Origin of the sequence: uncultured Nostoc sp. (assembly GCF_937863485.1) — a bacterium.
In the GTDB taxonomy this organism is placed as follows: Bacteria; Cyanobacteriota; Cyanobacteriia; order Cyanobacteriales; family Nostocaceae; genus Nostoc.
Genome location: NZ_CALMFY010000216.1, coordinates 14150 through 40576 on the forward strand (window position 1 = coordinate 14150; position 26427 = coordinate 40576).

The following is a 26427-nucleotide window of genomic DNA, read 5'->3' on the forward strand; positions in this document are numbered from 1 at the left end:
AGTTGAAAAGATCGGCGGTGAAAATAGGAATCGAATAATGGCTCTAATATTGACATTTTTGGGCAAAGGCGGCACCGCTCGTACCAAAATTGCGATCGCCGCCGCCAAATTATTGGCAAGTCAAGGCAAGCGCGTACTCCTAGCAGGACATCCGGAACCAGCATTACCAATTCTGCTGGGTACTCCCATTGCTGCCGATCCACAGGAAATTGCTCCCAATTTGCAAGCAGTCCAGTTTCAAGCATCTGTACTGTTAGAACGTAACTGGGACGAAGTGAAGAAACTTGAGGCGCAATATCTCCGCACGCCCATCTTCAAAGACGTTTTTGGTCAAGAACTGGTAGTATTGCCAGGTATGGACAGCGCCCTGGCCCTAAATGCTATCCGCGAATATGATGCCAGTGGCAAATATGACGCGATCGTCTACTATGGCACGGGTGACTCATTAACGTTGCGAACGTTGGGTTTGCCAGAATCTCTCAGTTGGTATGTCCGGCGATTTCGGCAATTGTTTCTCAACTCTGATTTGGGGAAAACGATTACTGAATCACCCTTGATTCAACCCTTGATTGGCAGCTTTTTCAATGTCAACTGGACAGCAGATAACTTTGCAGGACCCACTAACCAAGTCAATAATTTCTTAGAAAAGGGGAGAGCCGCTCTTGCTGACCCCAAGCGTCTCGCTGCTTTCTTAGTGACCACAGAAGACCCCATTGAGGTAGCAAATGCTCGTTATTTGTGGGGTAGTGCTCAACAAATCGGTTTAACTGTCGGTGGTGTTCTGCTTGTGTCTACTGAGACAAATGTCAACCTGTCAGAGGAATTTATCCCCTTACCTGTGAGCGTTGTTCCCGACTCGCCAACAGGTGACTGGCAACCACTGATAGACGCGCTACCCAACTTTGAAGCACAAGCGTTACAGGCTCCCAAACCAATTGAAATAGACATCCCCAATCGTCAAGTACGCTTATTCTTGCCAGGTTTTGACAAAAAACAGGTCAAGCTCACCCAATATGGCCCAGAAGTCACTATAGAAGCAGGAGACCAGCGACGGAATATTTCCCTACCCCCGGCTCTGAGTGGCAGACCTGTTGCTGGAGCAAAGTTTCAGAATAATTATTTGATAATTTCGTTTTAAGTTAGTTAGGAGTAGAGACGCGATTAATCGCGTCTGTACACGAGTCAGGAGTTAGAAATAAAAATAATAATTTATAACTTCTAACTCCTAACTAATAATTCATAACTCCTAACTCCTAACTTCTAACTCATTAATAAACCTTATGTCAGAATCAACTCCCATTACCCCAGACCCCAACCCATCTGAGGCACTAGACTCAGGGGCAAATAATGTCAATGAGCAAGCGCTCACATCTGCCTCGCGCAGTGCGAAAACTAGGCAGCTACTGGGGATGAAAGGTGCAGCGCCAGGGGAAACTTCAATTTGGAAAATTCGTTTACAGCTAATGAAGCCGATTACCTGGATTCCCCTAATTTGGGGTGTAGTCTGTGGTGCGGCTTCTTCGGGTAACTATACTTGGACACTGGAAAATGTGCTGAAGGTAGCAACCTGTATGCTGCTGGCTGGGCCATTAATGACAGGTTACACCCAAATCCTCAATGATTACTACGATCGCGAAATCGATGCCATCAATGAACCCTATCGCCCCATTCCTTCTGGGGCAATTCCCCTACCCCAGGTAATTATTCAGATTTGGGTATTACTGATTGCTGGTATTGCTCTGGCATTTGTGCTAGATATGTGGTCTGGTCATGAATTCCCGACAATTACAGCGATCGCGATCATCGGTTCTTTGATCGCCTACATTTATTCTGCACCTCCCCTGAAACTCAAGCAAAACGGCTGGCTAGGCAGCTACGCCTTGGGTGCAAGCTATATCACCTTACCTTGGTCTACAGGACACGCTTTGTTTGGTGATCTCAATTCCACAATTGTGATTTTGACAATGTTCTACAGCTTGGCTGGATTGGGTATTGCCATTGTCAATGATTTTAAGAGTGTAGAGGGCGATCGCCAGCTAGGATTAAATTCACTACCCGTAATGTTTGGCATCACCACTGCGGCTTGGATTTGTGTAGTGACGATTGATGTATTTCAAGGATTGATTGCAGCTTATCTCGTCAGCATCCATGAGAATTTGTATGCAGCAATACTAGTACTGTTAATCATCCCACAAATCACCTTACAGGATATGTATTTCCTGCGTGACCCTGTAAAGAATGATGTTAAGTACCAAGCCAGTGCCCAACCGTTCCTTGTTCTGGGAATGCTCGTCACTGGTTTAGCGCTGGGTCATGCTGGCGTTTAACTTATACTTCTATAGTGAGAAGTTAAGAATTAGGAGCAAAGCGGGAGACGCTCCGCCTTGGTTAGGAGTTAATATACTTCTAACTCCTAATTTGTATCGGGACATACTGTGTTTCAACTGATATCTTTCCTCATTCATGGGATTCAACCTTTTTTAATCCCGATTTGCTTTGTCGGTGCTTGGAGTGTAAGTATTCTCGTTGTTTTTAGTCTCTGGGCGGCGGTGCGAGATAGTGTGACTACAGCCAAGCAAATGCATCAAATCCCTTGTACTGGTTGTCAATTTTTTACCGACAATTACCGTCTTAAATGTACTGTACGCCCATCTATTGCCAACACAGAAGAAGCGATCAATTGTTCTGACTATCAACCGAAGACGAATCCTTATCTGTACTAAGCAGGGGGAGCAAGGGGAGCAGGGGGAGAATAATTAATCACCCTTGATCCTTGACTCTTAACTAATTCAAAACCTTAAACCAAAAATTGATTCATGCTAGTTCAAAAACTTCAGGACTGTCCGGAATTCATCGCTGGAGATAACACCATTCTGCGAGAACTGCTACATCCAGATAAGCAACCTCTGGCATTGCGCTATAGTTTGGCTCATGCAACACTGCCAGTAGGAAAAACCTCTCAGCCCCACTCGCTCTCTACCTCAGAAGTCTATTATATTCTCAATGGCACGGGAGAAATGCACATTGATGATGAAACCCAGATAGTTCAGCCGGGAGACGCTGTGTATATTCCTCCTAATATGCGGCAATTTATTTATAACTCTGGCATCGAACCTCTGGTATTTATTTGTATTGTTGATCCAGCATGGCGTAAAGAAGATGAAACAGTTTATTAAAAACCAGTTACAGTTATAGTCTCAAAGTCTAGAAAAAAATCTCAGCATTTTTCAACAATTACTCACTTTCAGCTGTCAATTTTGCTTAACCAAGTAACCAGGTCATCTGAGTCAAGTGCTATCTCGCTTCCTAAAGTTTTGATATAAAGAAGTCCGTCGCTAATGATTAAATCTCTAATTGGATACCATGATTCTCGTGTCCTGATCAGAAGTTCTAATGGAATCCCTGGTCTTAAAGTATACTTGCGATATTTCCACCAAGCTCGCCATATAAGCACAGATTGAGTACAGTGCATCCGATAGCCTTTGGGAACTTCGCAGTATTGATACTGATAGAAACCCCGACTATCTACTTTTCCTTTGAGGAGATAACTATATTCTGCTAATGCCTGATTTAGCAATTCCCACTGGGATGATTTTGGAGAAATCCAGAATTCAGATAGTGTGTTAGATAGTTGGACGGTAGCAATCACACCTTCAGCTTTTAGTGTCAGTTGGTTAGTCTTGTACACTGTTTGCGCTGTCAAAGAAGGATTTGACAACAAAACTTCTTTTTTCTGGATAGAGTTTTGCACAAACTCTCGAATTAAATCTAAATTAGACAACATAAAATTATTTATACTAAATCAAGCAGTGTGATGGAAGTCACAACGCTATTTAGATTAGTAACTACACTGATATTGAACTAAAATCAGAATTATTACCAGTTTTATTTATACTCAATTCTCTGTCTGACTAGGGCTTTGTTAACTTTAATGTCGGGTATGTCGCCGCTCACTAGGCTGGTTAACAAAATCACTGTTTCCAGGTACAAGAGCGGCGGACTAGTTAAATTTTTACGCCATCTAGAAAAGGTTGAAATACCGGAACTAATTCGGGACGACTGACAACAAGGGTGGGAAAAGAGCGATCGCTATAATCTTCTCCTGGTGACAACGGAAACGGTTCAGAATTGAGCGATAACCAAACCCCGCCAGCAGCCTGGACAATTACCCAAGCCCCCGCTAAGTCCCAAACTTTTGGTGTCGCTTCAATACCACCCAGAGTAGCCCCAGTGGCAACTGTCAAAAAGTTATAGCTAGCCACACCCAACATCCGAATTTTGCAGGGAAAGCCGTTTTTGATTACTGCGGTGCTACGAGAACAGAGGTTAAAAAAGTGATTGTTGCTGGGACTATCAGCACTGGTGTGGATCGGGTGGTAGTTGAGAAATGCTCCTGTTGGCGTTGCTAAACCAGATGAACCTGCCCAGAAACCATGAAAAGCTTGATTCAACGGTGGTGCGTAAACATAACCAAAAATGGGTGTGCCTTGATACAGTAAACCCAGAGAAATTGTCCAGATGGGAATGCCGCGTGTAAAGTTGGTTGTACCGTCTAAAGGGTCAATTACCCAGCACCAGTCCGTACCGGGAAATGACTGATCGCTCTCTTCGCTCAAAATGCCGTAACCAGAAAAATTAGAAGCGATCGCATCCCGAATTTCCTGATCTGCCCATTTATCTGCTTGTGTCACCAAACTACCATCAGCTTTTTGGTCAGCCTGTACTTGCCCAAAATCTTGCATAAGCTGCTTCCCCACTCTGGTAGTGGTAATTTGGGCAAAATCAAGAATTGTTGTCCAAAAATCACTCATTGATTAATTCTCGCGCAAAGACGTTCCTGAGCCAAGATTAGGTAGATTCGGGTTGGTTTAAGTTTCTAGTTTAATCTAAATCGCTTTCTAAAACCGAAGCGATCGCAAGCTTTGTACTTGTTTGAAATTCTGTGACGTTCACCCGATTCAAAAACCAAATCGACAGCACCATTCCCACAGCTTCCAGAACAAATACCAGTCCATAAGCTAACTCTAGGCTAGGTAGCAGTTTGCGTCCAATATCCAAAACTGTACCTCCGATTACCACCGCCACACCTCTAGAGAGTGACTGCGCTAACCCCCATGCCCCAATAAACGTACCTGCGGCTTCTGCTGCTGTGAGATCCAACATCAAGCTAATTGCTGCCGTTGTTAAGAAACCTGTGGCTAAACCGAACAATACCAAACCTAGTTTGAGAACTGCTGCATTAGCTGTGAATCCTGATATACCTAGCAATATTGAACAGAATGCTACTAACATACAGCCTAGACGTGCAGTTCTGCGCTTACCTAAACGCGGGACAATGTAAAAGCCAGTAACCCCGTAGGCAATCAGTAGACCTGTTCCATAAAAAATATTTAATTTGGTACTTTCCGCTAGGGGCATTTTAAATACTTGACCAGCATAAGGTTCTAAAATCGGGTCTTGCATAAACAAACTGATAGTCATCACCAATAAAAAGGTGAAAAATATACCTGTTTGTGGGCTAGCTGTCAATATTTTCCAAGCATTGCCTAGAGTAATGCTGTCTTCCCGGTTCACCAGTGTGGAACGAGTTGAGTATTGGGAGTACTTTTTTTCTACGCCCAATGTCGCTGCGATCGCCAAACCAAATACAATTGCTGGAACGATAGTAAACAACCTGTTGATTGCTGCTTGTAAGGTTTCTACCGTTGTTTCTGGCGTTAACTGTTTCAGCAAGCTGGCACTGATAATTGCCCCAACAATAATCCCCACCATTAGCATCGACCAGACCACACCAACTACTTTGGAACGGTTATCTTCTTCAGATATATCCACCAACAAAGCAGCAAAGGCAGTACCACTAGCACAAATTCCTAGACCATATACAGCGAAAACTAAAGCCAAAAGTGCTGTCCAGCCGATTGTTTGGGTTGTCCATACCCAAGCACCTCTACTATTTCCAGCAAAATTCATCTGCCACATCACTTGTACAGCTAAAAATGCTGCGATCGCAAATATTGCCGCGCCCACCCAAACATAAGCTGTGCGGTGGTATCCCCATAACGGCTTGGCATCGGAAATCTGGCCGAACCAGACACGGGAAGGAGCAACAAATAAAGGCAGTGCTAGAACTACTGATACCAGCGTTGCCGGAATTGCTATTTCTTGAATCATGACTCTGTTGAGTACCCCCAGAGTCAAAATGGACATCATGCTCAACCCCATTTGAAATAAACCCAGCCGAAACATGGTCAGTAGGTTTACCCTTGGCACAGATAGGGATTTTGTTTTGGTATCAAATACTTCACCACTTGCCATAGCTAGTTTTTTGTATGGTTTATAGGATTTAATCTCTCTCTCTTTAAATAAAGATAAACCCTACCTGCTCGAAATCAGCGAACGAAAAGTGAAAGTTGCGATCGCGCTCAAATGTGACCGATTACGATGCTCATGACTTCATCGGAGGCGATCGCATCTGATGCCCAAATGGGAACCATAAGAAAATAAGCCCATACCATGCTTTGGTATGAAGCAAAGAAACGTAATACATCACAATATATTTGTTTATCCATGTCTAACCAACAAAAGCATAATTCTGCTTTTAACGCTGCTGCCAACATTAACGTTCAACATGCCCGATTACAGGATTTATCTTTAAGTGCAGCCCGTAGATTATATAAAGGTGGGATTCGACCTGGTGATCCGATCAGAACCAGAGTGCAAGCCCAAGAAATGTTAGATAAAATCCCTCCATCTCAAAGAGCAGGGATTGATGGCAAATCTACTGATGTTAATATCCAAAAATACCTCTTAGATAAACACGCTAGTCACGTCAAACCCCACAGCCAAGGTGGCTCAAATGATCCCAAAAATATCAAGTGGGAAAACGCCAAAGATAATTTAGCCCGTGGCAATAAACCCATGACTTCGCAGGAGCAAATAAGACTAGATGCTAAATGGTATTTTGACAACCTAACAGGTGCAGTCAAAGCAGGTGTTAAAGCCGCGCCTCTAGGAGCAGTAATTGGTGTAGCGACGACAGCACCATTTTCGTTACTAACCAACGCGCTGCGCGTAGTTCGAGGTGAAATTTCTGCACAAGAAGCCGCTATAGGAACATTGAAAGATACCGTAAAAGGCGGCACAGTTGGGGGTGTGACAGCATTTGTAACCACAACAGTAGCAGCAGCTTGTCCACCAATTGCGATCGCTTTAACCGCAGCCGCACCAGTTTTAGCTGTTGTTGGAACTGTGGGTATGGTTTACGAGTTTTTCAAAATCCTTGATGACCATAAACAAACGGTGAAAATCTATTATGAATCTTTAACTCAACAAGAATTAGAAAGATTACAAGCAATTGAGAACGAACTGATTTATGAACATCAGAAAAATCTAGAGTTTTTAGCTCAAGCAGAAGTAATTAATCAAGAAATTACAAATCGTCCAATTGCACCAGGAATAGAAGGGGCTATGCAACGGTTAGGTGAATCAGTCGCTATTGCTAAATCTCTAGGATTAACATCAGCAGATAGTAAATTGCTTGCTGGTTCTCAGCTGCCTCATCTTCCCACAGAAAAATAGGAATTAAATTTCAGAGGATTACATAGTTTTTATGCTTCCTTTTATTTTCGGCGCTCTTGGATTAGCTGTTGGAGCTGTTGTTGGTGCTTTTACTACTCACGCTGTTGGGGAAAGTGATAGACAAGCAGCCAAGCATCATAGAACTGTTGCAAATGAACTAGCTGATAAATATACAAACTTGGAGCAAAAATACTATGAACTAGCTGATGAAACAAAAAAACCGATTCTCGATTTAACTCACCAGCACGCTTTAAATGAAGTAGAAAAAGATTGTTTGCGTTTAGCAGTTAGATTACAGCATAATCTGATTTCTCTGATGTGGGATATTGATAGAGAGCCAACAGAAGCTGCTTTAAAGGGATTTGTTAACGCAGTAGAACTTACAAATAATTTTCTCTGCAAAATAAATGAAGAGTTAATTTGTGTACCCAGTGACTATTATGCACGCAATCTTATTGCTGCTGTTCAACGCAAAATTATTTTTAACAGTCCAATATATTTTTCAAATCCATCAAATATAAACAATGAAGAATCGACGAAAAAAGCATTGTCAAGAGAAAACGAATTGAATAAGGAGAGAATTCTAATGAACAATACTCGGCACATTTGTTTGAACAGTTTCAAAGGAACGAGCTATTTTTTCAAAGTTAGCTCCACATCTGACTTTGAAAATAATATCCCGCCCACGGCTGAATCAGGGTTTGAGGTATAAAACCTGCTCAATTTTTGTCCGAAGTATGGCAATGAAATGATATTCTGAAAATATGCCTGAATACTTACTATAGTTATGGTATTGCGCTGTAACTTTATCGGACGCAATCGAACCCCATAAAAATATCAATGTGAAAATGTGGTTTTAACTACGCTATTCCATTGAATTAGTAAGATAAACTTGCCGTATGTATGTCCTCAAACTACTTACCTTCATCTAGTTACAAAAAAGGCATAAGCAATGAGTAAAGAACCAGTCAAAGTAATATTATGGGAAGAAAACCAAAAAGATTTTCTCAAAAAATTCTATGATCTCCAATTTACTCCCAGAGTAGGAGAGGAAGTTTACCTAAAAAAGGAGAGATGGAAAGTAACCAGAGTTGAGCATGATTTAGAAATTAGTGAGATTAATGTCTACATGGAATTAATCAAAAAAGCCAAGCAGGATAAATCATCTAATTCATAAATACAAGTAAATACACTCAACTATTATAAAAGGGAGGTTATTAACCTCCCTTTATTCTGAGAATAGTAGATTCTCAGGTGTAATTTGTAAATCTTTATGCAAGCCGCGATGTCTACGACGGGCTACGCCTACGCACAACAAGAGTTACGGCCAAGTGCTGGCGCACCGTAAACATACTACATCAACTTCCCTATACCCAATTTTGTCTATGACGATAGACTATAAAAGTAAAGAAATGTAAATAAATTAAATTTTGCAACCGTGGAAAATATCACATTGGGGCAAAATGGCCCAGTTGTTACACCCTTGTGCATAGGCACTTGGGCTTGGGGTGATAAACTATTTTGGAATTATGGCAATGCCTACGGCCCAGAACAGTTACAAGAAGCCTTTACAGCAGCCTTAGAGGCTGGTGTTACCTTCTTTGATACTGCCGAAGTCTACGGAATGGGACTATCAGAGAAATTTTTGGGACAATTTTTGCAACAGACACAACAACCTGTACAAATCGCCACAAAATTTGGCCCCCTACCGTGGCGATTTACAGCCCAATCCGTCTCTGATGCTTTAACAGACAGCCTCAAACGTTTACAATTAGAGCAAATCGCCCTGTACCAAGTGCATTGGCCTTTTGCCTTCTTTTTAAGTCAAAAAACTTTGATGAATGCCCTAGCGGATGAAGTGAAGCGGGGCAGAATTGCCGCAATCGGTGTGAGTAATTACTCAGCAGAGCAAATGCGAGACGCGCATCAAATATTGGCGGCCCGTGGAGTGCCTTTGGCTGTGAACCAAGTACGCTATTCTTTACTCAGTCGCCAAATTGAAAGCAAAGGTATTATGGCAACTGCGCGTGATTTGGGTGTGACTATTTTGGCTTATAGTCCTCTAGCACAAGGATTACTTACAGGCAAGTACACTATTGATAGTACTGAAACCCCCACTGGTGCGAGGAAAATAGACCCGCGATTTAAGAAAGAAGGTCTGCAAAAAATTGCCCCAGTCATATCTTTGCTACGCAACTTCGGGGAAAAATACGATCGCACCCCTGCCCAAGTAGCTCTCAACTGGTTAATTGTTCAGGGGAACGTTATTCCCATTGCTGGGGTGAAGACAGCCGAACAGGTGCGGCAGAATGCTGGCGCTTTGGGCTGGAGATTGAGCGACGATGAAATTGGAGAGTTAGAACTAGTTAGTCGTCCTTGGCTGTAATATTTTTGAACTACTCAAACACAGGAGGCCAAATTTCTGACACTACTAGCTCCCAACCTGGTAATAAGTCTGGTAGTGTCTAGTTTGTCGTTGTCCTGCAAAACTATTGGTTCTTGGTTGAGCCGATAAACGGTGAGTGTCAATTTGTCAGGATCAATCAGCATACCAACCGTAGTTCCAAGTTGTAAGAATAGCTGAATCTTTTCTACCAGTGGTTTGATCCGGTCTGACTTAGATTTTATCTCTACCATCAAGTCAGGCACCAATTCCACAAAGTCGCGCTTGCTTGTTTTCATTCTATCAGCACGAACAAAAGATACATCGGGAGCGCGAAGATTTCGTTTTTCGTTATCAGCTTCTTTTCCGTTTTCACTTTCTAATGTAGGCAAAATAAAACCCGCGCTAGAACCCGTTACCCGTCCTAGTCTCTGTGGGCGTACCCAATTACCCATCTGTCTTGCAAACTCTATACCTATTTCCTCTGATTCATAATCTGATGGGCCCATAATCAGTATATTTCCGTCTACCAGCTCCATCTGCCATTCTGGATGCTCTGCTTGTAGTTGCTCTAAGTCTGGAATAGTGAACATAAGACCACGAAGAATGCATCTTTAATTTATCTTCCTAGAAACTGGTAGAAAAAGTTACCCAAAAAGCTAAAAAGTCAAGAGCCAAAGTCAAAATCTTGACTCTTAACTCTCAACTCTCCAACTTTAGATTTGGATTTTGGATTGAAGAAAAAATCTAAAATCCAAAATTGATTAACTTCTAACTCTTGACTAAGAAGCTGATTCTCTAGCTGTAGGTGAACCTATCTTTTTACTAGGGGATGCAGAAGAATCCTGCCCACTTGTCCGCAGTTTTGGCTTGGGAGAAGAATGTCTTTCTTCACCAGTGCTGCTATCTGATTTCCATGCAGAACGAGGGCGATCGCTGGAAGATTCACGACGCTTGCCCAGTCTGGGTTTGGGAGCGGAAGATTCCTCTTGGGGAATTTCCACGTCTGAACTCAACCAAGCGGGACGAGTTTGATCGTAAGCGATTTGCAGTGCCGCTGCGGCGATCGCTTGAGCATCGTATTCTTCAATCAGTTCGCTGACAATCGGCAAGAATGAAGCCAAACGCTCACCTGTCAAAGCTTCCCGCACCTGTTCTTGCAATTTCAGAATGTGTCGCGCTTCAATCTGTGCCCGTGTGGGAATCGTCAGCACTTGCCAATTTTGGCGGTTATGACGTTCAAATGTTTGCTGTTTGCGCCGCTCAAATGGCTGAACTAAAGAAATTGCTGTTCCTTCTTTACCAGCACGACCAGTACGACCAATGCGATGGACGTAGGTTTCTACGCTATCGGGTAAATCGTAGTTGATTACGTGAGAGAGTTGATCGACATCTAACCCTCGGGCGGCAATATCAGTTGCTACCACCCAGCGGACTTGACGGTTACGGAAGCGGCTTAATAACCGTTCCCGTGCTTGTTGCGACAAGTCACCGTGGTATTCATCTACACTGTGACCAGCGCCTTGTAACTGACTGGTGAGTTCTGCGGCTGTGCGTCTGGTGCGAACAAAGATTAAAGCTGTTTCTGGATCTTCCATTTCCAGAATCGGCTGTAAAGCTTTGGCTTTTGTCCAGTGGCGGGGAATCAGATAAGCTACCTGATTAATCTTGTTGGGAGCGGCTTTTGGCTGCTCAACGGTGACAGTAGCAGGCGATCGCAAGAACTTGTTCACTAACATCCGAATCGATGGTGGCATTGTTGCCGAGAATAAAGCTGTTTGGCGATCTACGGGCGCTTGCGAGAGGATTTTCACCACATCGTCGATAAAGCCCATGCTCAACATTTCATCAGCTTCATCCAACACAAACCACTTCACTTGATCGAGCTTTAAACAGCCGCGATCGAGCAAATCGATCACCCGTCCTGGAGTGCCCACTACCATGTGAACGCCACGTCTGAGTTGTAACATTTGGCGGTCAATTGATTGACCACCGTAGATTGCTAACACCCGCAATCCTTCATCGCCGATGAACTGAGCGATCGCATCGTGAACTTGCATTGCTAATTCACGAGTTGGCGTTAAAACTATGGCTTGCACGGCTTTTTGATTAATATCCAGCCGCTCTAAAATTGGCAGTGAAAATGCTGCTGTTTTGCCTGTTCCAGTTTGAGATTGACCTACCACATCACGACCAGCTAGCAATTGGGGAATTGCTTGCACTTGAATGTTAGTTGGTTCGGTAAAACCGATTTTTTCTATTTGTTCGACACGTTCTTGGGAAATGCCTAATTCTTGAAATGAAAGAGTCATTAATTCTCCTAAATTTTTTCTAAGGATTTTTGGATTAGTCATTTAGTCAGTAGAGACGCGATTAATCGCGTCTGTACAATGGTCATTAGTCATTGGTCAGCCAGCGGAATCTTAGGGAAAATCCCGATGAGGAAATACCTCACCAGAAGGGCGAACCCGTAAGGGTCATTTAACAAAAAACAAATGACAATTTAGTTATTGACTACTTGACCATAGAGGTCGTATGTATCAGCGTGGTGAATCGCTATTGGCACGATGGTTCCTAACTTTGCCTGGCCTTTGACATACACCAGACCATCAACCTCTGGGGAAAATCTACCTGAACGACCGATTAATTCACCACTTTCAGGATTTTCTTGCTCAATCAGGACATCAACAATTTTGCCTACTTCCTGTTGATTTTTCTTTTGAGAAATCGGTTGCTGGAGTTCCATAAGTTGATATCGGCGCTCGTCCATCACCAATTGGGGCAACTGATTTGGTAGCTTGTAAGCTGGGGTTCCTTCCTCAGAGGAAAAGGTGAAGACACCAACATGGTCGAATTCATGCCGCTGGACGAACTCTAATAGATGCTCAAAATTCTCGCTTGTTTCTCCTGGGAAACCAACAATAAATGTTGTCCGCAGTACGGCTGTTGGTAGCGCCGTTTTGATGCGATCTATAATCCCATCATTTACCCGTCCTTGCCAAGGACGGTTCATGGCGCGGAGAATATCTGGATGAGAATGCTGCAAGGGCAAATCCAGGTAAGGCAAGACGTTGGGTGTTTCTTGAATCGCCGCTATCACATCTGGGGTCAGTCCCGTGGGATAAGCGTAATGCATTCTGATCCACGGTATATCTACTTTCCCCAAAGCGCGAAGTAATTCGGCTAACTTTGGCTTACCGTAAATATCCAAACCGTAATTAGTAGTGATTTGGGAAATTAGAATAATTTCCTTTACCCCTTGACTAACTAACTGCTCCGCTTCGGCGACTATAGATTCAATAGTACGCGATCGCTGGTTTCCTCGAAGATGAGGAATTATACAAAATGCACAACGATAATCACATCCTTCTGCAACCCGCAGGTAAGCTACGCCCTCGGTTGTCGTGCGATAGCGCGGTGTAGTTTCGTCGGCAATGTAGGTTGGTTCGATACTAACCTGTTTGACCCGCTCACCTTGTTCTACACGCTCAATTACATTTACAATTTTGTGATAATCGCCTGTGCCCACCACCGCTACTGCTTCGGGCAACTCCTCCAAAAGTTGTTCTTGGAAGTGTTGCGCCATACAGCCAGTGATTACAATTTTTTTGTTTGCCTCTGCCAGTTCTACCAAAGTTCTGACAGATTCAAGTCTCGCTGCTTCAATAAAACTACAGGTATTAACAATAACGTAATCTGCTAACTCTTCATTTGTATCTACACCGTAGCCTGCTTCTACGAGCATTCCCAGCATGTGTTCTGTATCAATTCGATTTTTCTCGCAGCCCAAGTGAGAAATGGCAATTGTTGGCTTGTCACCCATATTTTGAAAAAATCTTCATTTTTTTCTTCTTGTAGTCAAACATTCAAGTGCTAACTTCGCTTTTTTGCTATCAGCATCCTCATGAAAACAGTGCAGTGGCAAATCCCCACTGTCAACAACTGTCTGTGGACTCATAACCCTATCAATAAATAAAAATAGAGGTCATGTTATGATATTCCTATCAATCTGTTCCCCAGGGTAAATTGAAGTGTCTTTGGGTACATTTGACACTCGTAATCTTTTTTAACAATTCGCCTATTGGTATTTTACATTACCGCAGCGTGTGCGTTGTTAACCTACCCATCGGGAAGCCGCCCAAAGGGCTTGTTGTGAGAAGTCGCTACCCTCAGGGAAATCGACGAAAGCGACTACGCCTATAAAGCAGTAATGCTACCCTGGCGATTGGCAAGTCCTACGACAGTGCGCGGACGAGACGCCTAAACCACGGAAAGCTGCCTCGCGTCTAGTGAGTGGCAAACTCCTCTTGTAGCCAAGTTTTATCTTAACATATCTTATGGGAGGTTTGATGCCAATTTCCATCTAAGGAAGGAGGCAGGAAACCGACTATCATAAAACACATTTGACTAGTTAATGAGAAGTCAAGAGTCAAGGGTCATATAGTCAATAGTCAAAAAATTGTGGACTCTGGACTTTGCGAGGCGGATTAAAGACGTGGACTTATATCAACTATTTAAAACTCGCTCACCGATTATTGGCGTGGTTCACCTACTACCACTGCCGACCTCACCTCGTTGGGGAGGTAGCCTAAAAACGGTGATTGACCGCGCCGAACAAGAAGCCGCAGCCTTGGCAAGCGGAGGGGTTGACGGACTGATCGTGGAGAATTTTTTCGATGCGCCGTTTACCAAAAACCAAGTTGATCCAGTGGTTGTGAGTGCGATGACCATTGTGGTGCAGCGGATACAAAATTTAGTGCCTTTGCCTATAGGCTTAAATGTTTTGCGAAACGACGCCAAAAGTGCAATGGCGATCGCTAGCTGTGTACAAGCGCAATTCATCCGTGTCAACGTTCTCACAGGGGTGATGGCAACCGACCAGGGATTAATTGAGGGAGAAGCCTATCAACTACTCCGCTATCGACGGGAGTTAGGCTCTGATGTTAAAATCCTGGCCGATGTGTTGGTGAAGCACGCCCGTCCTTTGAGTTCTCCAAATCTCACAGTCGCCGTGAAAGACACCATTGAAAGGGGTTTAGCAGACGGGGTGATTTTGTCAGGCTGGGCTACTGGTAGCCCTCCTAACTTAGAAGATTTGGAACTAGCTTGTGATGCAGCATCTGGCACGCCAGTGTTCATCGGTAGTGGGGCCAATTGGGAAAATATTGATACATTGATGCAGTCAGCAGATGGTGTAATAGTTTCCAGTTCCCTGAAACGTCACGGACGCATAGAGCAACCAATAGACCCAATTCGCGTCAGCCAATTTGTAGAAGCCGCACGTCACAATTGGAACTCCAAAAATGAAAGCAAATCAGCAGAACAAGTGAAGTTACATTCTTAGGGAGTGGCGAAAGAGAGTTAGGAGTTAGGAGTTATGAGTTATCAGTTTTAAATTAATTGTTCCTAACTCCTTATTCTTAACTTTTCACTCCTTACTCTTAACTCTTAACTCCTAACTTTTACCAATCCTCAATCCCCAATAGCAGTTTATGATTCGCCGCCGTTCTACTCCTTGGATTCATAGATGGTCGCGGCCATTGATTGCCGCGATCGCTGGATGTGGTGCTCTGACAACAGGTTATCTCACCATAGAAAAGTTAACAGGAAACAGTGCAGCTTGTGTGGCACAGGCTGGTGTCAAAGGCTGTAATGATGTGCTTTCCAGTGCTTGGGCAACAGTTTTTGGTCAGCCATTAGCCTTGTTTGGGTTTTTGGCATACACCAGTATGGTAGTACTGGCTTTGGCTCCCTTGGCAGTTAACCGAGAGCAAAATAATCAGCCGCGCTCAAATTTAGAAAACTTGACCTGGTTGCTGCTGCTGGCTGGAGCGATCGCTATGTCTGTCTTTAGTGGCTACTTAATGTACCTGCTGGCATTTCAAATCAAAGCCACTTGTCCCTACTGTATTGGTTCAGCTTTGTTTTCTCTGAGTCTTTTGGTACTGACAATCATCGGTCGGACTTGGGAGGATATTGGGCAAATCTTCTTTACCGCCATTATTGTGGGGATGGTAACGCTGATTGGGACTTTAGGCGTCTATGCTGGCGTGAATCCAGTAGCTGATAACCCAGTTGAATCAACTTCTGGACAACCTGTAAAAATTTCCTTTGATCCCAACAAGAAGGAACCTAAACCTGGAGTTGGTTGGGAAATTACCACTACTTCTGGTGAGGCAGAAATTCAGCTGGCGCGTCACTTGACAAACATCGGTGCTAAAGAATATGTTGCTTGGTGGTGTCCCCATTGCCACGAACAAAAGCTGATCTTTGGCCAAGAAGCTTACAAGGAAATTGCTAAGGTTGAGTGTGCTTCTGCCAATAATCCAAACGTGATAGCGGACGAGTGTAAAGCTGCAAAAATTGAAGGCTTCCCCACTTGGATCATCAATGGTACAAGGTATAGCGCAGTCCAAAACTTAGAGGAACTGGCGAAAGTTTCTGGTTACACAGGCCCCCGTAACTTCAAGTATTTCAAGTAATTGCCTTGAGGAAGCCTGCACCGACCTAGCGGTACCATGTAGTTCGCACCCTATAGTCAACTGGATGAATACAGCAAAGTTTGTTTCCAGTTGGCTTTTTTATTTTTGGTAATAGACAAGAGGTGTTGTCCAATACGCTTTTTCCTAATTTTCCAGCGGCTTTTATCCGTAAACACCTTAGCTCGACTTTATCCAAAATGAGCACCTAAGTTTTCTTTATCCGGCAAAAACCCTAGCTTTTTAGCACAAACTTTTTCCATGTCATTAGTTATCGTTGAACTTCATAAAGTAAAACTACTGTCCCACAAAGGTTTCACCTTCAGCGTTGATGTTTTCAAAAAATGGATAAAGTCGAGCTTAGAGGTTGTTTGAAAAGTAACGTTATTAACATTAGCACCTCTATCCGTCAATTAGTTCTTGACAGACTACTAGGTAATGGGAATGAATCAGCAGCTAGGCAAGCATTGTGTGAAGTTAATCTTTGGATTGAAACAATCGCTTCGTCGAGGACACAGGGAGTTAATTACTGCCGCTATCGTTGCAGTCTGCGTCCTACTTTTGCACTCCATCGGATTATTGCAATCTTTGGAGTTAGCAGCTTTGGATCAATTTTTTCGCTTACGTCCAAATGAACCGCCAGAAGATCGTATTACTATCGTAGTAATTGATGAGGCTTATTTAAACGAAGTAGGTTGGCCGATTCCAGATACAAATATTGCCCAACTGTTGCAAAAATTAAACGTCCACAAACCCCGTGCTATTGGCTTAGATATCTACCGAAATTTGCCAGTAAAGCCTGTTAATCAAGAACTGCCTAATGCTTATAAGTCAATGCCCAACTTGATTGGTATTGAACAACTAGCAAATGACAAAAACGTTAGTGTTTTACCTCCACTGGGATTAAATCAAAATCAAGTGGGCTTTAACAACGTGCTGTATGACTCTGATGTTAAAGTCCGTCGCAGCTTGTTGTATTGGCACGTTGATAATCAGGTACACGAAAGTTTTGCCCTGAAGTTGGCTAAATTGTATTTAAAGTCAGAAAATATTACTCCCAGCAAAGCAAAAAGCAACCCTGAGTATTTGCAATTGGGTAAGGCAGTATTTACTCGTTTTCAGGCTAATGATGGTGGTTATGTGGGAGCTGATGCTGGAGGCTACCAAATTTTGACCAATTTTCCCAAACCCAAATGTCAAAGTTCATGTGGAGAATTTGATAGTTTTCGCCAGGTATCGATGAAAGATGTACTGGCAGATAAAGTCGAAGAAAACTTAATTAAAGATCGGATTATACTCATTGGCTCCATTGCACCCAGTCTTCAAGATTTTGTATTTATTCCTTACTCCAGCAGTCTGAGGGGGACGGCAAAGCCTGTACCTGGTATTCAACTACAAGCTTATTTTATTAGTGAGTTAATCTCCGCTGCTCTGCAAGGACGACCCTTACTCAAAGTCTGGCCTGACTTAGTGGAAAATTTGTGGATTTTTATCTGGTCTTATCTGGGAGCCGTGACGACATGGCGGATACGACACGCAACTAGGAACCTGATCAGTATCCTAGTTTCTTGTTTTGTATTAAGCCTGAGTGCGTACGTTGCTTTCTTGTATGGGTGGTGGATACCGATTATTCCCTCACTGTTTAGCTTTGGTAGTTCAGCTATTTGGATAACCAGTCATATTGCCCACATGCAGGAAGAGTGGAAACGTTCCAAAGAATTTTTGTATCACGTAATCAACACAATTTCTGATCCAATTTTTGTGAAAAATGAACAACATCAGTGGATTGTTTTAAATGAGGCATATTGTCGATTTATCGGTTATTCAAATAACTTATTAATTGAAAAGTCAGACTATGACTTTTTGCCGAAACATGAAGCCGATGTGTTTCGACGACACGATGATCTTGTTTTCGAGACTCAGCAACCCCAGGAGCATGAAGAAGAATTTACGAATGCAGATGGTCAGACTCATAAAATCGCCACTAAGCGATCGCTTCACAAAGATGCAGCTGGCAATTTATTTTTAGTTGGGGTCATCCGAGATATTACTCAGCACAAGCTCACAGAGCAACGTCTCAAGTGTACCGCTGCTGAACTATCCCGCTCTAACGATGAATTCAAACTCAAAGAAGACCATTTGCGTTACTTAGCAAATCACGACCCGCTCACTGGTCTATCCAATCGCAAATTTTTTGCCGAACAACTTTACAAGTCATTACACGGGGCGCAAGACGACAACTTGTTGCTGGGAGTGCTGTTTATTGATTTAGATGGCTTTAAGCAAGTCAATGATACTCTGGGGCACGAGACAGGCGATCGCTTGCTAATGACTATCGCTGAACGACTCAGCAAATCTTTACGCGCTAGTGATACAGTTTCTCGTTTGGGTGGCGATGAATTTACTGTAATTTTACGGGCAATTCCTAATGTCCAAATAGCTGCTAAAGTCGCTGAAAAAATTTTAAGCAATATTATCAAGCCAATTGTTGTAGACGGCGATGCAATCCGAATCTCTGCCAGTATTGGCATTAGTGTCTACCCATACAACAGTCAAGACAGTGAAACTTTGATGAAACAAGCAGATGCAGCAATGTATCGTGCCAAGCGCCTGGGTAAAAATCGCTACGAGTTTGCTTAATTAGTCAAGAGTCAAGCCTCCAGACTTTTCTCACTTTAGTCAATATTTTTACCCTAAAATTAGGAATGTGGACTTGAAACACGTTCAAGGCACTGTCTTGAAAAACCATTGTGTATATGCCTAGAGGTGGCTTTTTAGGCAATATAGAGACCTAGCAAGGCTTTTGACTAAACCTAAGAACATAGGTAGGAAAGGAATTAGTCATCAAAGGTAATTAGGAAACTATCTTAATTTTAAAAGTATTTTTACTTTCAATAAATATACTTATATTTACTCGGTTTATTACGGTATTTTATAGTTCAAACGTTTTTAAAATTTTTGTTATCTGGGAATTTTGTTGTTTTATCTTTACTGTAATTAAATTTAACCTACTACAAAAAAATAAGTATTTTTTGAGATTTTTATGAGCTTCATTTTTTAAAAAACATAGTGTTTATACTGATGAACATAAAGATACTATTAATAAAATAGTGATTTAGGCGAAATTTTGATCGGATTTATCAACATATCTAACTTTCGACTGATGTGAAAACAGCATCTTTAAGAATACCAATTAAGTATCAAAACTATTTAATACCAGCAGATTAATCTTTAACTACAAGTAGATACCACCATGACTTGTACACTAACTGTAAGAATTTAATAAATTTGAAATCTTTTTACAAAAAAGTAAGTAAATATACGATCGTCCATAAAAAATACGTTTTGAAATTAAAAATTAGTAATTTTACTGAAATTTATGAAAACTAACTTCCGAATTACAAAGTTTATCGTATTGTGCATAAGTGCTTATATCCTACTACCTAAAATTGCCACTTACACATGTATCTTCAGCAGTGCAAGTGCTAATACTTTGCCCACTACTAGCAGCAAAGCTTTAATCGCTCCCAAGGTCAATTCTCAAAATTTAAAAGACATATATATCCCACCAAATTATGGTGGTCCCGACAGTCAGCATGGTAGCGGGACTCGCTGATAGCAATAGCGCTAGCGAGTTATCGAGCATGGGGGGACTAGTACCGCAAAGCGGAAGTCAAAAGTCAAAAGTCAAAAGTCAAAAGTATTATAAAATAAGCTCTTTAGGGCTTTTCAATGGGTTGTTTATTTCCGCCGCGCTGTACTAGTAGTAATGATGTAGGAACGTCACCCGTCCCTGGCGCAGCGACCACAGGATAAGGAATTAAAAGCCTGTTATGAAAACTACAATCAAGACAATAGTGGAGATTTCCACCAATGATGTGTTTGTACAAGTGTGTGAACTTGCCAATTTGGGTCTGGTTGAGGATAATCTAAACGGTAGTGTCCGCCTCGGCTTTCGGTTCTAAAAACAGCACTTTTGAGAATTAAATCAGCCACATCTAATAAATTGCGGGTTTCTGCCCAAAGTCCTAATTGCCGTTCAACATCTGGTAAGTCAAAACTAGCTGGTTCTGCGGGACGTAAAGCAAGCAAGAATTGACTTAAATGCAAAGCCGCGAAATCTTGCTGCCAAGATTCAATAGTGGCGATCGCAGTTTCCAACCGTGATTGCTCCCGACAAATACCAGCACTTTCCCACACTAGACGTGGTAACTTTTCCCTGAGTGCTTCTAGCTGTGCTTGCTGGATGTGCCACTCACTAGCATCAGGACTAAATTTCCGTAATGGCAGCACTGGTGTTTCTGACGGCAGCCCAATATTTTCCAACTCAATTTGGCCCATCTGGGCCCCAAATACAATACATTCCAGTAGGGAATTACTGGCAAGGCGATTTGCCCCATGTACCCCGGTACTAGCGGTTTCACCCACCGCGTACAAACTCTTAATATTCGTGCGATTCATCAGATCCGCGACAATCCCGCCCATCCAGTAATGGGCAGCAGGGGCCACAGGAATTGGTTCATGGAAGACATTAATCCCCCAATGCTGACAAACTTTGATAATGTTGGGAAAGCGGTGACGAATCTTGTCAACGGGTATGGGGCGCATATCCAACCATACATGGGCAGTCGCCAGATCAACGGCGGTACGTTGTAAATGGCTGAAAATTGCTCTACTGACCACATCTCTGGGTGCGAGTTCACCCGCTGGGTGATAGTCAAAGGCAAAACGCCGCCCTTCGTTATCGACAAGGTGCGCCCCCTCGCCGCGTACAGCTTCGCTAATCAGAAAGCGATCGGCACCAGGTTTAGTCAGGGCAGTGGGGTGAAATTGCACAAATTCCAAATCGCGGAGGATCGCCCCAGCCCGAGCTGCGATCGCTACCCCATCACCCGTACTCACAGCCGGGTTAGTGGTTTGGGCAAATACCTGACCGCCGCCGCCAGTTGCCAATACCACAGCACCAGCTCTTACCCATGTGATTTCACCTTGATAAAACAGGCTTATTCCCTGACAGCGACCACTTTCGGGTTCGAGCCACAAACTTAAAGCCAAAGCTTGCTGAATGACTTGAATATTCTGGCGACGTAATACTTGGGCGGTGAGGGTAGTGGTAACTTCCCTCCCTGTGGTGTCAGCGGCGTGCAAAACGCGGTTGCGAGAATGGGCAGCTTCTAAAGTTAAAGCCAAGGCTTGACCATGACGATCAAAAGCAACCCCCAAGTTAACTAAAGATTGAATACAGTTCGGGGCAAGTTGGGCGAGAAATTCTACAGCGGTGCGATCGCATAAACCCGCACCTGCCCGGATCGTATCTTCAATGTGTAGCGTCGGAGAATCTTCCGGCGAAACGGCTGCGGCAATGCCACCTTGCGCCCAATCACTGGCGGACAAAGCAACAGTTTCTTTGGTAATCAAGCCGACTCGCAAGGAATTTGGTAGACACAGCGCTGTGTATAGTCCAGCCGCACCAGCACCGACTACTAAGACATCAAATTGGCTAGGAATATCTATCTGAGGCAAGGTAATGGGGGAGTTAGAAGTGAGGAGTGAGGAGTCAGGAGTGAGGAGTTTAGAATTTTTAACTCCTAACTCCTAACTCGTAATCGTATCCCACTCCCTAGAATCAGGAGTGGGCTGCTATTTGCTACATTGACTGCAACGTGCAGTTATCTGTAGATGCCGTTGTTAAAGCGATCGTCTCCCTCGTTGAAGGCAGGCTCTAGTTCTGTCACGGTGAATTTATCGAAGTTGGCTTGCAGGGTTTCTTTTTGGCGATCGCTCAATCCTGGAAGATCCAATACATCCTCTACTTTTTGGTAGGGAGCATTCGTGATGATTTTCTTAGCCAGGGTGGGATAAAGCCCTGGATACTGTTGAAAAGCTCGGACGTTGGTATTATTTAAATCAATTTTTTTACCAAATTCCGTTCCTAGTTTAGCGTCTGCCCGATTCTGCCGCTGAATTGCCAGAACTGGGACTTGAGGAAAAGCAAAACTGTTGAAACTAGCAGCCTGGGCTATCTGAGTTGTTCCCAACCATCCCCAGCAACTAAGTAACAAACTAAACACTGTTAATAAACGCACCAATCCTTTCACGATTTTCTACCTCTTTCCATCAAACAGAAATAAAAGTTTTAAGCTAACAGGCGTCAGCGGTCATTAGTCATTAGTCAGAGCGCCAAAGACAATTAGACTTTGGACAAAACCTGATAGCTTAATCAACACAGCAGTCATCAGAAACTAATATACAGCGGATTAATATCCACAATATTTGCCGTTACTGGGTTTGACTCTATTTTTGCCAAAAATTTTCATAGTGGTAAGAGTGCCTGCATAGCTGCAATAGTATTCCATCCATGATCCTGGTAGCATTCCCAGCTAAACGAAATCTTTTCGGGGTGGCTGATTCTACCTCCCAAGCAGACATGAAACCGGGCGATGTCTAATACCGAAAACCCTAGCAAGAAGACTTGATGCTGATCGATTGTTATGTAATATTTCTTAACTAATAAATTATCTACAGCATCATTTTTGATGTGCCGTAGATTGGGCTGGAAAAAGTTTCGGTTTTGATATTACCCAATTTTTGAATATTTAGGCTGCGATCGCAGCTAACAAAAATAGGCTGTCTACCAAAATTGTGCTTAAAACTGCGCCACTAAAGGCATACCAGTGTCTTTGATTTCGACCTAAAGGTAAAATCCCGACTGTTAACAGCACTAAGGCGAGAATTATCGCCCAAGTTTGTCCCCAAGGTGCTTGTACTTGCATTAGGGCATTTTGTAAAATTTGTGGTGCGCCATCTGCATCTACTCTCATGATTTGCCGCCAATAGGGCATCAAGTCTGCTAGATAAAAATATACATCTGTTAAAACTGTACCGAGTAAAGAACCTAAATAAAACCAGCTACCCACCTTACCCCAATTCTTCGCCAGACACCAGCAAGCAAGCGGTAAGCCTATAGATTCTACTGGCAGATGCCATAAAGGTTCCCAACGTAACCAGCCCCAGTAAATCGCTCCTGCTAACCAACTCCAGCTAAATCCGAAGAGCAAATCTCCCCAGACATAAGTTGCAGTCCGTGACATTAAGGTAAAACTTAGCCACACCCAAAATGCTGTCAGCGCTAAACTTAGACTTGGTAGCGATCGCACTATAGGCGCTTCTACAAATACTGGTACTGTTACCAAAAACACCGCCGCCGCAAACACTAACCAAGTTTGTCGGGCAGAAATAGATAAGGGGAGAGAGGGAGAAGAGGAGAGTGTAGATTCCAATTGCCTGATCCCCTTTTGCCCAAGATCAGCCAAATCCAACTCGGTATCAATAGAAGGGGTAGAAGCAGTGTAGGAGGACAGTGTATTATTTATCAAAGTTTTTAATATTTGTTACTAAACTTTATCTTACTTAAGATATCACATCTAAAAATCCCCATAGGGGGCATTTTGATTGGATCTAAATTTTATCAAGGTTCGATGTCACCCGGAAAAACTGAGTACAACAACGTAAAGTTGGATAATTCGTAAAAGTACGCATCCATTTTAGGAGTCTAGTTAATGGTGACAACCTTAGAAGCGGGCGGGATGAATTTACTCTTCTGGCAACTGTTACAGGTGGGAGGGTCGGCAACTGAAGCGAACTTGATACAGCAACTGTTTGAGGCATTTGTTCTGGGGATTGTACAAGGCATCACAGAATTTCTGCCCATTAGCAGTACTGCTCATCTACAAGTGTTCACCAACGCCTTCCACTGGGAAGAATTGGGGTCAAAAGCTTTTCTAGCGACAATTCAATTTGGCAGTGTGATTGCCGTCTTAATCTATTTTCGATTAATTATTGCTCAAGTTTTAAGTGGAGGCTGGGCGGCTTTTCAAGAAAAAGACTGGCAGCGAGAAGAATGGAGATTATTAGTAGGAATAGCAATAGGAACCTTGCCTGCTCTAGTCGGGGGATTTCTGCTGAAGAAGGCACTAAATAATGAAAATTCCGGGATTAACAGCATGACTACCATAGCTGTGGCTTCTATTGTGATGGCACTCTTACTAGGTGCATCTGAAAAATTAGGCAGTCGCAAGCGAGATTTTAAAGATATAACCATTCTAGATGGACTACTGATCGGATTAGGTCAGATGCTGGCTTTAGTACCGGGTGCGTCTCGTTCCGGCTCAACTTTAACAACTGCCTTATTTCTGGGGCTGGAGAGGCAGACAGCAGCAAGATTTTCCTTTCTCTTAGGAATTCCCACCTTGACTATTGCCACCTTATATGAATTTTTTAAAGAAGCACTAGGCAAAATTGACTTACTAGTGGTAGCAGTAGGGACATTATCAGCGTTTGCATTTTCTTATTTATCGATCGCCTGGTTGTTGCGATATCTTCAAACTAAGAACACATGGATATTTGTCTGGTATCGTTTGGCATTTGGATCGGTAATCCTCAGTGCGATCGCGGCTGGATTGTTGAAAAATAGTTAATACTCATTGGTCATTTATCATTTGTGATTTCTCCAAACCAGACGATGAATGCCCAATGATACCACTTGCTCCATGCCCTATGACTACAATTCATCCTGCCCGAATTACCAAAGTTCTTCCAGACTCAATCGCCGCAGAGATTGGCTTTGAAGCTGGGGATGCGATCATTGCAATCAATGGTACACGTCCCCGCGATTTAATTGATTATCAGTTTTTGTGTGCTGATGAAGTTTTGGAATTAGAAGTTTTAGATGCTACAGGTAAAACTCATAGCCTGGAAATCGAAAAAGATTACGACCAAGACTTGGGGTTAGAATTTGAAACTGCCCTATTTGATGGCTTAATTCAGTGCAATAATCGCTGTCCATTTTGCTTTATCGACCAACAGCCACCAGGTAAGCGCACCAGCTTGTACTTGAAAGACGATGATTACCGTCTGAGCTTTTTGTACGGCTCTTATCTTACCTTAACCAATTTGCCAGAAAGAGAATGGCAGCGGATTGAGCAAATGCGCTTGTCTCCGTTGTATGTTTCTGTTCATGCGACGGAGGCCCAAGTCAGAATTCGACTGCTAAAAAATCCGCGTGCGGGACAAATCTTGCAACAACTCAAGTGGTTTCAAAAAAGGCGACTACAAATTCATGCTCAAGTGGTTGTTTGTCCTGGTATAAATGATGGCAAACATTTGGAACAAACTCTCAAGGATTTAACGTCCTTTCATACTGGTGAAGTGCCTGCGGTGGCATCGGTGGCAGTTGTGCCAGTTGGGTTGACACGGTTTCGGCCTTCAGAAGACGAACTCACACCCGTAACTAAGGAAAAAGCAAAAGAAGTGATTTCCCAAGTGCAAAGACTCTCGGAACAATTTCGCCAACAATTCGCCTCCAGCGTTGTTTGGTTAGCCGATGAGTGGTTTTTGATTGCAGGTGAGGAATTACCCAGCGAATCTGAATATGAAGAATATCCCCAAATTGATAACGGAGTTGGTTCGATTCAATTATTTCTCAAACAATTTGCCACCGTTGCAGCAGAATTACTCCCGCCAAAAGTATATCCTCAAAGAAAATTCACTTGGGTAGTGGGCAACGCCGTAGAAAAAGCATTTCAACCGATTTTGAAACGCTTAAATTTTGTTGAAGGTTTAGAAGTCAAGATGCGTGCTTTATGTAGTGATTATTGGGGACAAACTATCAGTGTAACCGGATTACTAACTGGTCATGATTTGCTTTTAAATTTACAAGGGCAAGATTTAGGTGATGGGATTTTGCTACCGAATGTCATGTTAAAAAATGGTGAATTAGTGTTTTTAGATGATATGACTATTGAGGAATTAGCTGGACAACTAAATACCAAAATTTTTCCAGTAGCAGGAGTTGAAGATTTAATCAAAACATGTATTTTCAATTCTGTTCAGCTTTAGTTATCAAAGTTCAGTTGTTTTTCGGAGGTAATTTCTTGTTATGCTAGATGATAAATAAGAAGTAATGCCTAATAACTAATCCATTCAGGA

At 42.9% G+C, this 26427-nt stretch carries 21 protein-coding genes and 1 pseudogene; 13 read left to right on the forward strand and 9 right to left on the reverse strand.

Annotation, left to right across the window (positions count from 1 at the left end; translation table 11 throughout):
- Nucleotides 1-37 precede the first annotated feature (37 nt).
- From Q0541_RS29065 to Q0541_RS29080, 4 genes are all read left to right on the forward strand, one after another.
- On the forward strand, nucleotides 38-1138 hold the full coding sequence (locus Q0541_RS29065) for an ArsA family ATPase (RefSeq protein ID WP_298919464.1): 1101 nt from the start codon (nucleotides 38-40) through the stop codon (nucleotides 1136-1138).
- 142 nt (nucleotides 1139-1280) lie between these two features.
- The gene (gene chlG, locus Q0541_RS29070) at nucleotides 1281-2327 is read left to right on the forward strand and encodes a chlorophyll synthase ChlG (protein WP_298919466.1); all 1047 of its coding nucleotides are present in this window, start codon (nucleotides 1281-1283) and stop codon (nucleotides 2325-2327) included.
- A gap of 108 nt (nucleotides 2328-2435) precedes the next feature.
- Nucleotides 2436-2723, forward strand: coding sequence for a hypothetical protein (locus Q0541_RS29075; RefSeq protein WP_298919468.1), 288 nt, complete (start codon nucleotides 2436-2438; stop codon nucleotides 2721-2723).
- Nucleotides 2724-2816: 93 nt separating this feature from the next.
- Nucleotides 2817-3176, forward strand: a complete 360-nt coding sequence (locus Q0541_RS29080; RefSeq protein ID WP_298919470.1) for a cupin domain-containing protein — start codon at nucleotides 2817-2819, stop codon at nucleotides 3174-3176.
- A 68-nt stretch (nucleotides 3177-3244) separates the two neighbouring features.
- Here the strand turns inward: Q0541_RS29080 and Q0541_RS29085 are convergent, their stop codons facing one another.
- From Q0541_RS29085 to Q0541_RS29095, 3 genes are all read right to left on the reverse strand, one after another.
- Complete coding sequence (locus tag Q0541_RS29085) at nucleotides 3245-3784, reverse strand: hypothetical protein (protein WP_298919472.1); 540 nt, start codon at nucleotides 3782-3784, stop codon at nucleotides 3245-3247.
- A 220-nt stretch (nucleotides 3785-4004) separates the two neighbouring features.
- Nucleotides 4005-4811, reverse strand: coding sequence for an inositol monophosphatase family protein (locus tag Q0541_RS29090; protein WP_298919474.1), 807 nt, complete (start codon nucleotides 4809-4811; stop codon nucleotides 4005-4007).
- 70 nt (nucleotides 4812-4881) lie between these two features.
- A complete protein-coding gene (locus Q0541_RS29095; RefSeq protein ID WP_298919476.1) occupies nucleotides 4882-6315 on the reverse strand; it encodes a BCD family MFS transporter in 1434 nt (477 codons plus the stop codon).
- A 252-nt stretch (nucleotides 6316-6567) separates the two neighbouring features.
- On the opposite strand from Q0541_RS29095, the gene Q0541_RS29100 reads away from it, so the two are divergent.
- The 4 genes from Q0541_RS29100 (at nucleotide 6568) to Q0541_RS29115 (ending at nucleotide 9964) form a co-directional block, all read left to right on the forward strand.
- Nucleotides 6568-7578 (forward strand): hypothetical protein, encoded by a 1011-nt coding sequence (locus tag Q0541_RS29100; protein ID WP_298919478.1) that lies wholly within the window; start codon nucleotides 6568-6570, stop codon nucleotides 7576-7578.
- 31 nt (nucleotides 7579-7609) lie between these two features.
- On the forward strand, nucleotides 7610-8290 hold the full coding sequence (locus Q0541_RS29105; protein WP_298919480.1) for a hypothetical protein: 681 nt from the start codon (nucleotides 7610-7612) through the stop codon (nucleotides 8288-8290).
- 240 nt (nucleotides 8291-8530) lie between these two features.
- Nucleotides 8531-8755, forward strand: coding sequence for a hypothetical protein (locus Q0541_RS29110; protein WP_273769333.1), 225 nt, complete (start codon nucleotides 8531-8533; stop codon nucleotides 8753-8755).
- A 261-nt stretch (nucleotides 8756-9016) separates the two neighbouring features.
- Entirely contained in the window at nucleotides 9017-9964 is a 948-nt protein-coding gene (locus Q0541_RS29115; protein ID WP_298919485.1) for an aldo/keto reductase, read from the forward strand.
- A 10-nt stretch (nucleotides 9965-9974) separates the two neighbouring features.
- On the opposite strand, the pseudogene Q0541_RS29120 reads toward Q0541_RS29115, so the two are convergent.
- The 3 genes and pseudogenes from Q0541_RS29120 to rimO all read right to left on the reverse strand — a co-directional run bounded on the left by Q0541_RS29120 (nucleotide 9975) and on the right by rimO (nucleotide 13784).
- Nucleotides 9975-10554, reverse strand: a pseudogene (locus tag Q0541_RS29120) (Uma2 family endonuclease).
- A gap of 189 nt (nucleotides 10555-10743) precedes the next feature.
- On the reverse strand, nucleotides 10744-12273 hold the full coding sequence (locus Q0541_RS29125; protein ID WP_298919487.1) for a DEAD/DEAH box helicase: 1530 nt from the start codon (nucleotides 12271-12273) through the stop codon (nucleotides 10744-10746).
- A gap of 191 nt (nucleotides 12274-12464) precedes the next feature.
- Nucleotides 12465-13784 carry a 30S ribosomal protein S12 methylthiotransferase RimO gene (gene rimO, locus Q0541_RS29130; RefSeq protein ID WP_298919489.1) on the reverse strand — a complete coding sequence of 440 codons (1320 nt, stop codon included), beginning with the start codon at nucleotides 13782-13784 and terminating at the stop codon, nucleotides 12465-12467.
- A 672-nt stretch (nucleotides 13785-14456) separates the two neighbouring features.
- Between rimO and btpA the strand changes: the two genes are divergently transcribed.
- From btpA to Q0541_RS29145, 3 genes are all read left to right on the forward strand, one after another.
- Nucleotides 14457-15305: a photosystem I biogenesis protein BtpA gene (gene btpA / locus Q0541_RS29135; RefSeq protein WP_298919491.1), complete on the forward strand. Its 849-nt coding sequence runs from the start codon at nucleotides 14457-14459 to the stop codon at nucleotides 15303-15305.
- 148 nt (nucleotides 15306-15453) lie between these two features.
- On the forward strand, nucleotides 15454-16443 hold the full coding sequence (locus Q0541_RS29140) for a vitamin K epoxide reductase family protein (RefSeq protein WP_298919493.1): 990 nt from the start codon (nucleotides 15454-15456) through the stop codon (nucleotides 16441-16443).
- 441 nt (nucleotides 16444-16884) lie between these two features.
- Nucleotides 16885-19080, forward strand: coding sequence for a CHASE2 domain-containing protein (locus Q0541_RS29145; protein ID WP_298919495.1), 2196 nt, complete (start codon nucleotides 16885-16887; stop codon nucleotides 19078-19080).
- Nucleotides 19081-20286: 1206 nt separating this feature from the next.
- On the opposite strand, the gene nadB is transcribed toward Q0541_RS29145, so the two are convergent.
- From nadB to Q0541_RS29160, 3 genes are all read right to left on the reverse strand, one after another.
- Nucleotides 20287-21963, reverse strand: a complete 1677-nt coding sequence (gene nadB / locus Q0541_RS29150) for an L-aspartate oxidase (RefSeq protein WP_298919496.1) — start codon at nucleotides 21961-21963, stop codon at nucleotides 20287-20289.
- A gap of 146 nt (nucleotides 21964-22109) precedes the next feature.
- On the reverse strand, nucleotides 22110-22538 hold the full coding sequence (gene psbU, locus Q0541_RS29155; RefSeq protein ID WP_298919498.1) for a photosystem II complex extrinsic protein PsbU: 429 nt from the start codon (nucleotides 22536-22538) through the stop codon (nucleotides 22110-22112).
- Between the two features lie 498 nt (nucleotides 22539-23036).
- Nucleotides 23037-23816 (reverse strand): DUF3120 domain-containing protein, encoded by a 780-nt coding sequence (locus tag Q0541_RS29160; protein ID WP_298919500.1) that lies wholly within the window; start codon nucleotides 23814-23816, stop codon nucleotides 23037-23039.
- Nucleotides 23817-23999: 183 nt separating this feature from the next.
- Between Q0541_RS29160 and Q0541_RS29165 the strand changes: the two genes are divergently transcribed.
- Both Q0541_RS29165 and Q0541_RS29170 read left to right on the forward strand, forming a co-directional pair.
- Complete coding sequence (locus Q0541_RS29165) at nucleotides 24000-24917, forward strand: undecaprenyl-diphosphate phosphatase (protein ID WP_298919502.1); 918 nt, start codon at nucleotides 24000-24002, stop codon at nucleotides 24915-24917.
- A 79-nt stretch (nucleotides 24918-24996) separates the two neighbouring features.
- Complete coding sequence (locus Q0541_RS29170; RefSeq protein WP_298919504.1) at nucleotides 24997-26337, forward strand: TIGR03279 family radical SAM protein; 1341 nt, start codon at nucleotides 24997-24999, stop codon at nucleotides 26335-26337.
- Nucleotides 26338-26427 lie beyond the last annotated feature (90 nt).

Coding starts and splice junctions, on each gene's coding strand:
- Q0541_RS29065 (WP_298919464.1), top strand. CDS start 38: ATGGCTCTAATATTGACATTTTTGGGCAAAGGCGGCACCGCTCGTACC.
- chlG (WP_298919466.1), top strand. CDS start 1,281: ATGTCAGAATCAACTCCCATTACCCCAGACCCCAACCCATCTGAGGCA.
- Q0541_RS29080 (WP_298919470.1), top strand. CDS start 2,817: ATGCTAGTTCAAAAACTTCAGGACTGTCCGGAATTCATCGCTGGAGAT.
- Q0541_RS29085 (WP_298919472.1), bottom strand. CDS start 3,784: ATGTTGTCTAATTTAGATTTAATTCGAGAGTTTGTGCAAAACTCTATC.
- Q0541_RS29090 (WP_298919474.1), bottom strand. CDS start 4,811: ATGAGTGATTTTTGGACAACAATTCTTGATTTTGCCCAAATTACCACT.
- Q0541_RS29095 (WP_298919476.1), bottom strand. CDS start 6,315: ATGGCAAGTGGTGAAGTATTTGATACCAAAACAAAATCCCTATCTGTG.
- Q0541_RS29100 (WP_298919478.1), top strand. CDS start 6,568: ATGTCTAACCAACAAAAGCATAATTCTGCTTTTAACGCTGCTGCCAAC.
- Q0541_RS29105 (WP_298919480.1), top strand. CDS start 7,610: ATGCTTCCTTTTATTTTCGGCGCTCTTGGATTAGCTGTTGGAGCTGTT.
- Q0541_RS29110 (WP_273769333.1), top strand. CDS start 8,531: ATGAGTAAAGAACCAGTCAAAGTAATATTATGGGAAGAAAACCAAAAA.
- Q0541_RS29125 (WP_298919487.1), bottom strand. CDS start 12,273: ATGACTCTTTCATTTCAAGAATTAGGCATTTCCCAAGAACGTGTCGAA.
- rimO (WP_298919489.1), bottom strand. CDS start 13,784: ATGGGTGACAAGCCAACAATTGCCATTTCTCACTTGGGCTGCGAGAAA.
- Q0541_RS29140 (WP_298919493.1), top strand. CDS start 15,454: ATGATTCGCCGCCGTTCTACTCCTTGGATTCATAGATGGTCGCGGCCA.
- Q0541_RS29145 (WP_298919495.1), top strand. CDS start 16,885: ATGAATCAGCAGCTAGGCAAGCATTGTGTGAAGTTAATCTTTGGATTG.
- Q0541_RS29165 (WP_298919502.1), top strand. CDS start 24,000: ATGGTGACAACCTTAGAAGCGGGCGGGATGAATTTACTCTTCTGGCAA.
- Q0541_RS29170 (WP_298919504.1), top strand. CDS start 24,997: ATGACTACAATTCATCCTGCCCGAATTACCAAAGTTCTTCCAGACTCA.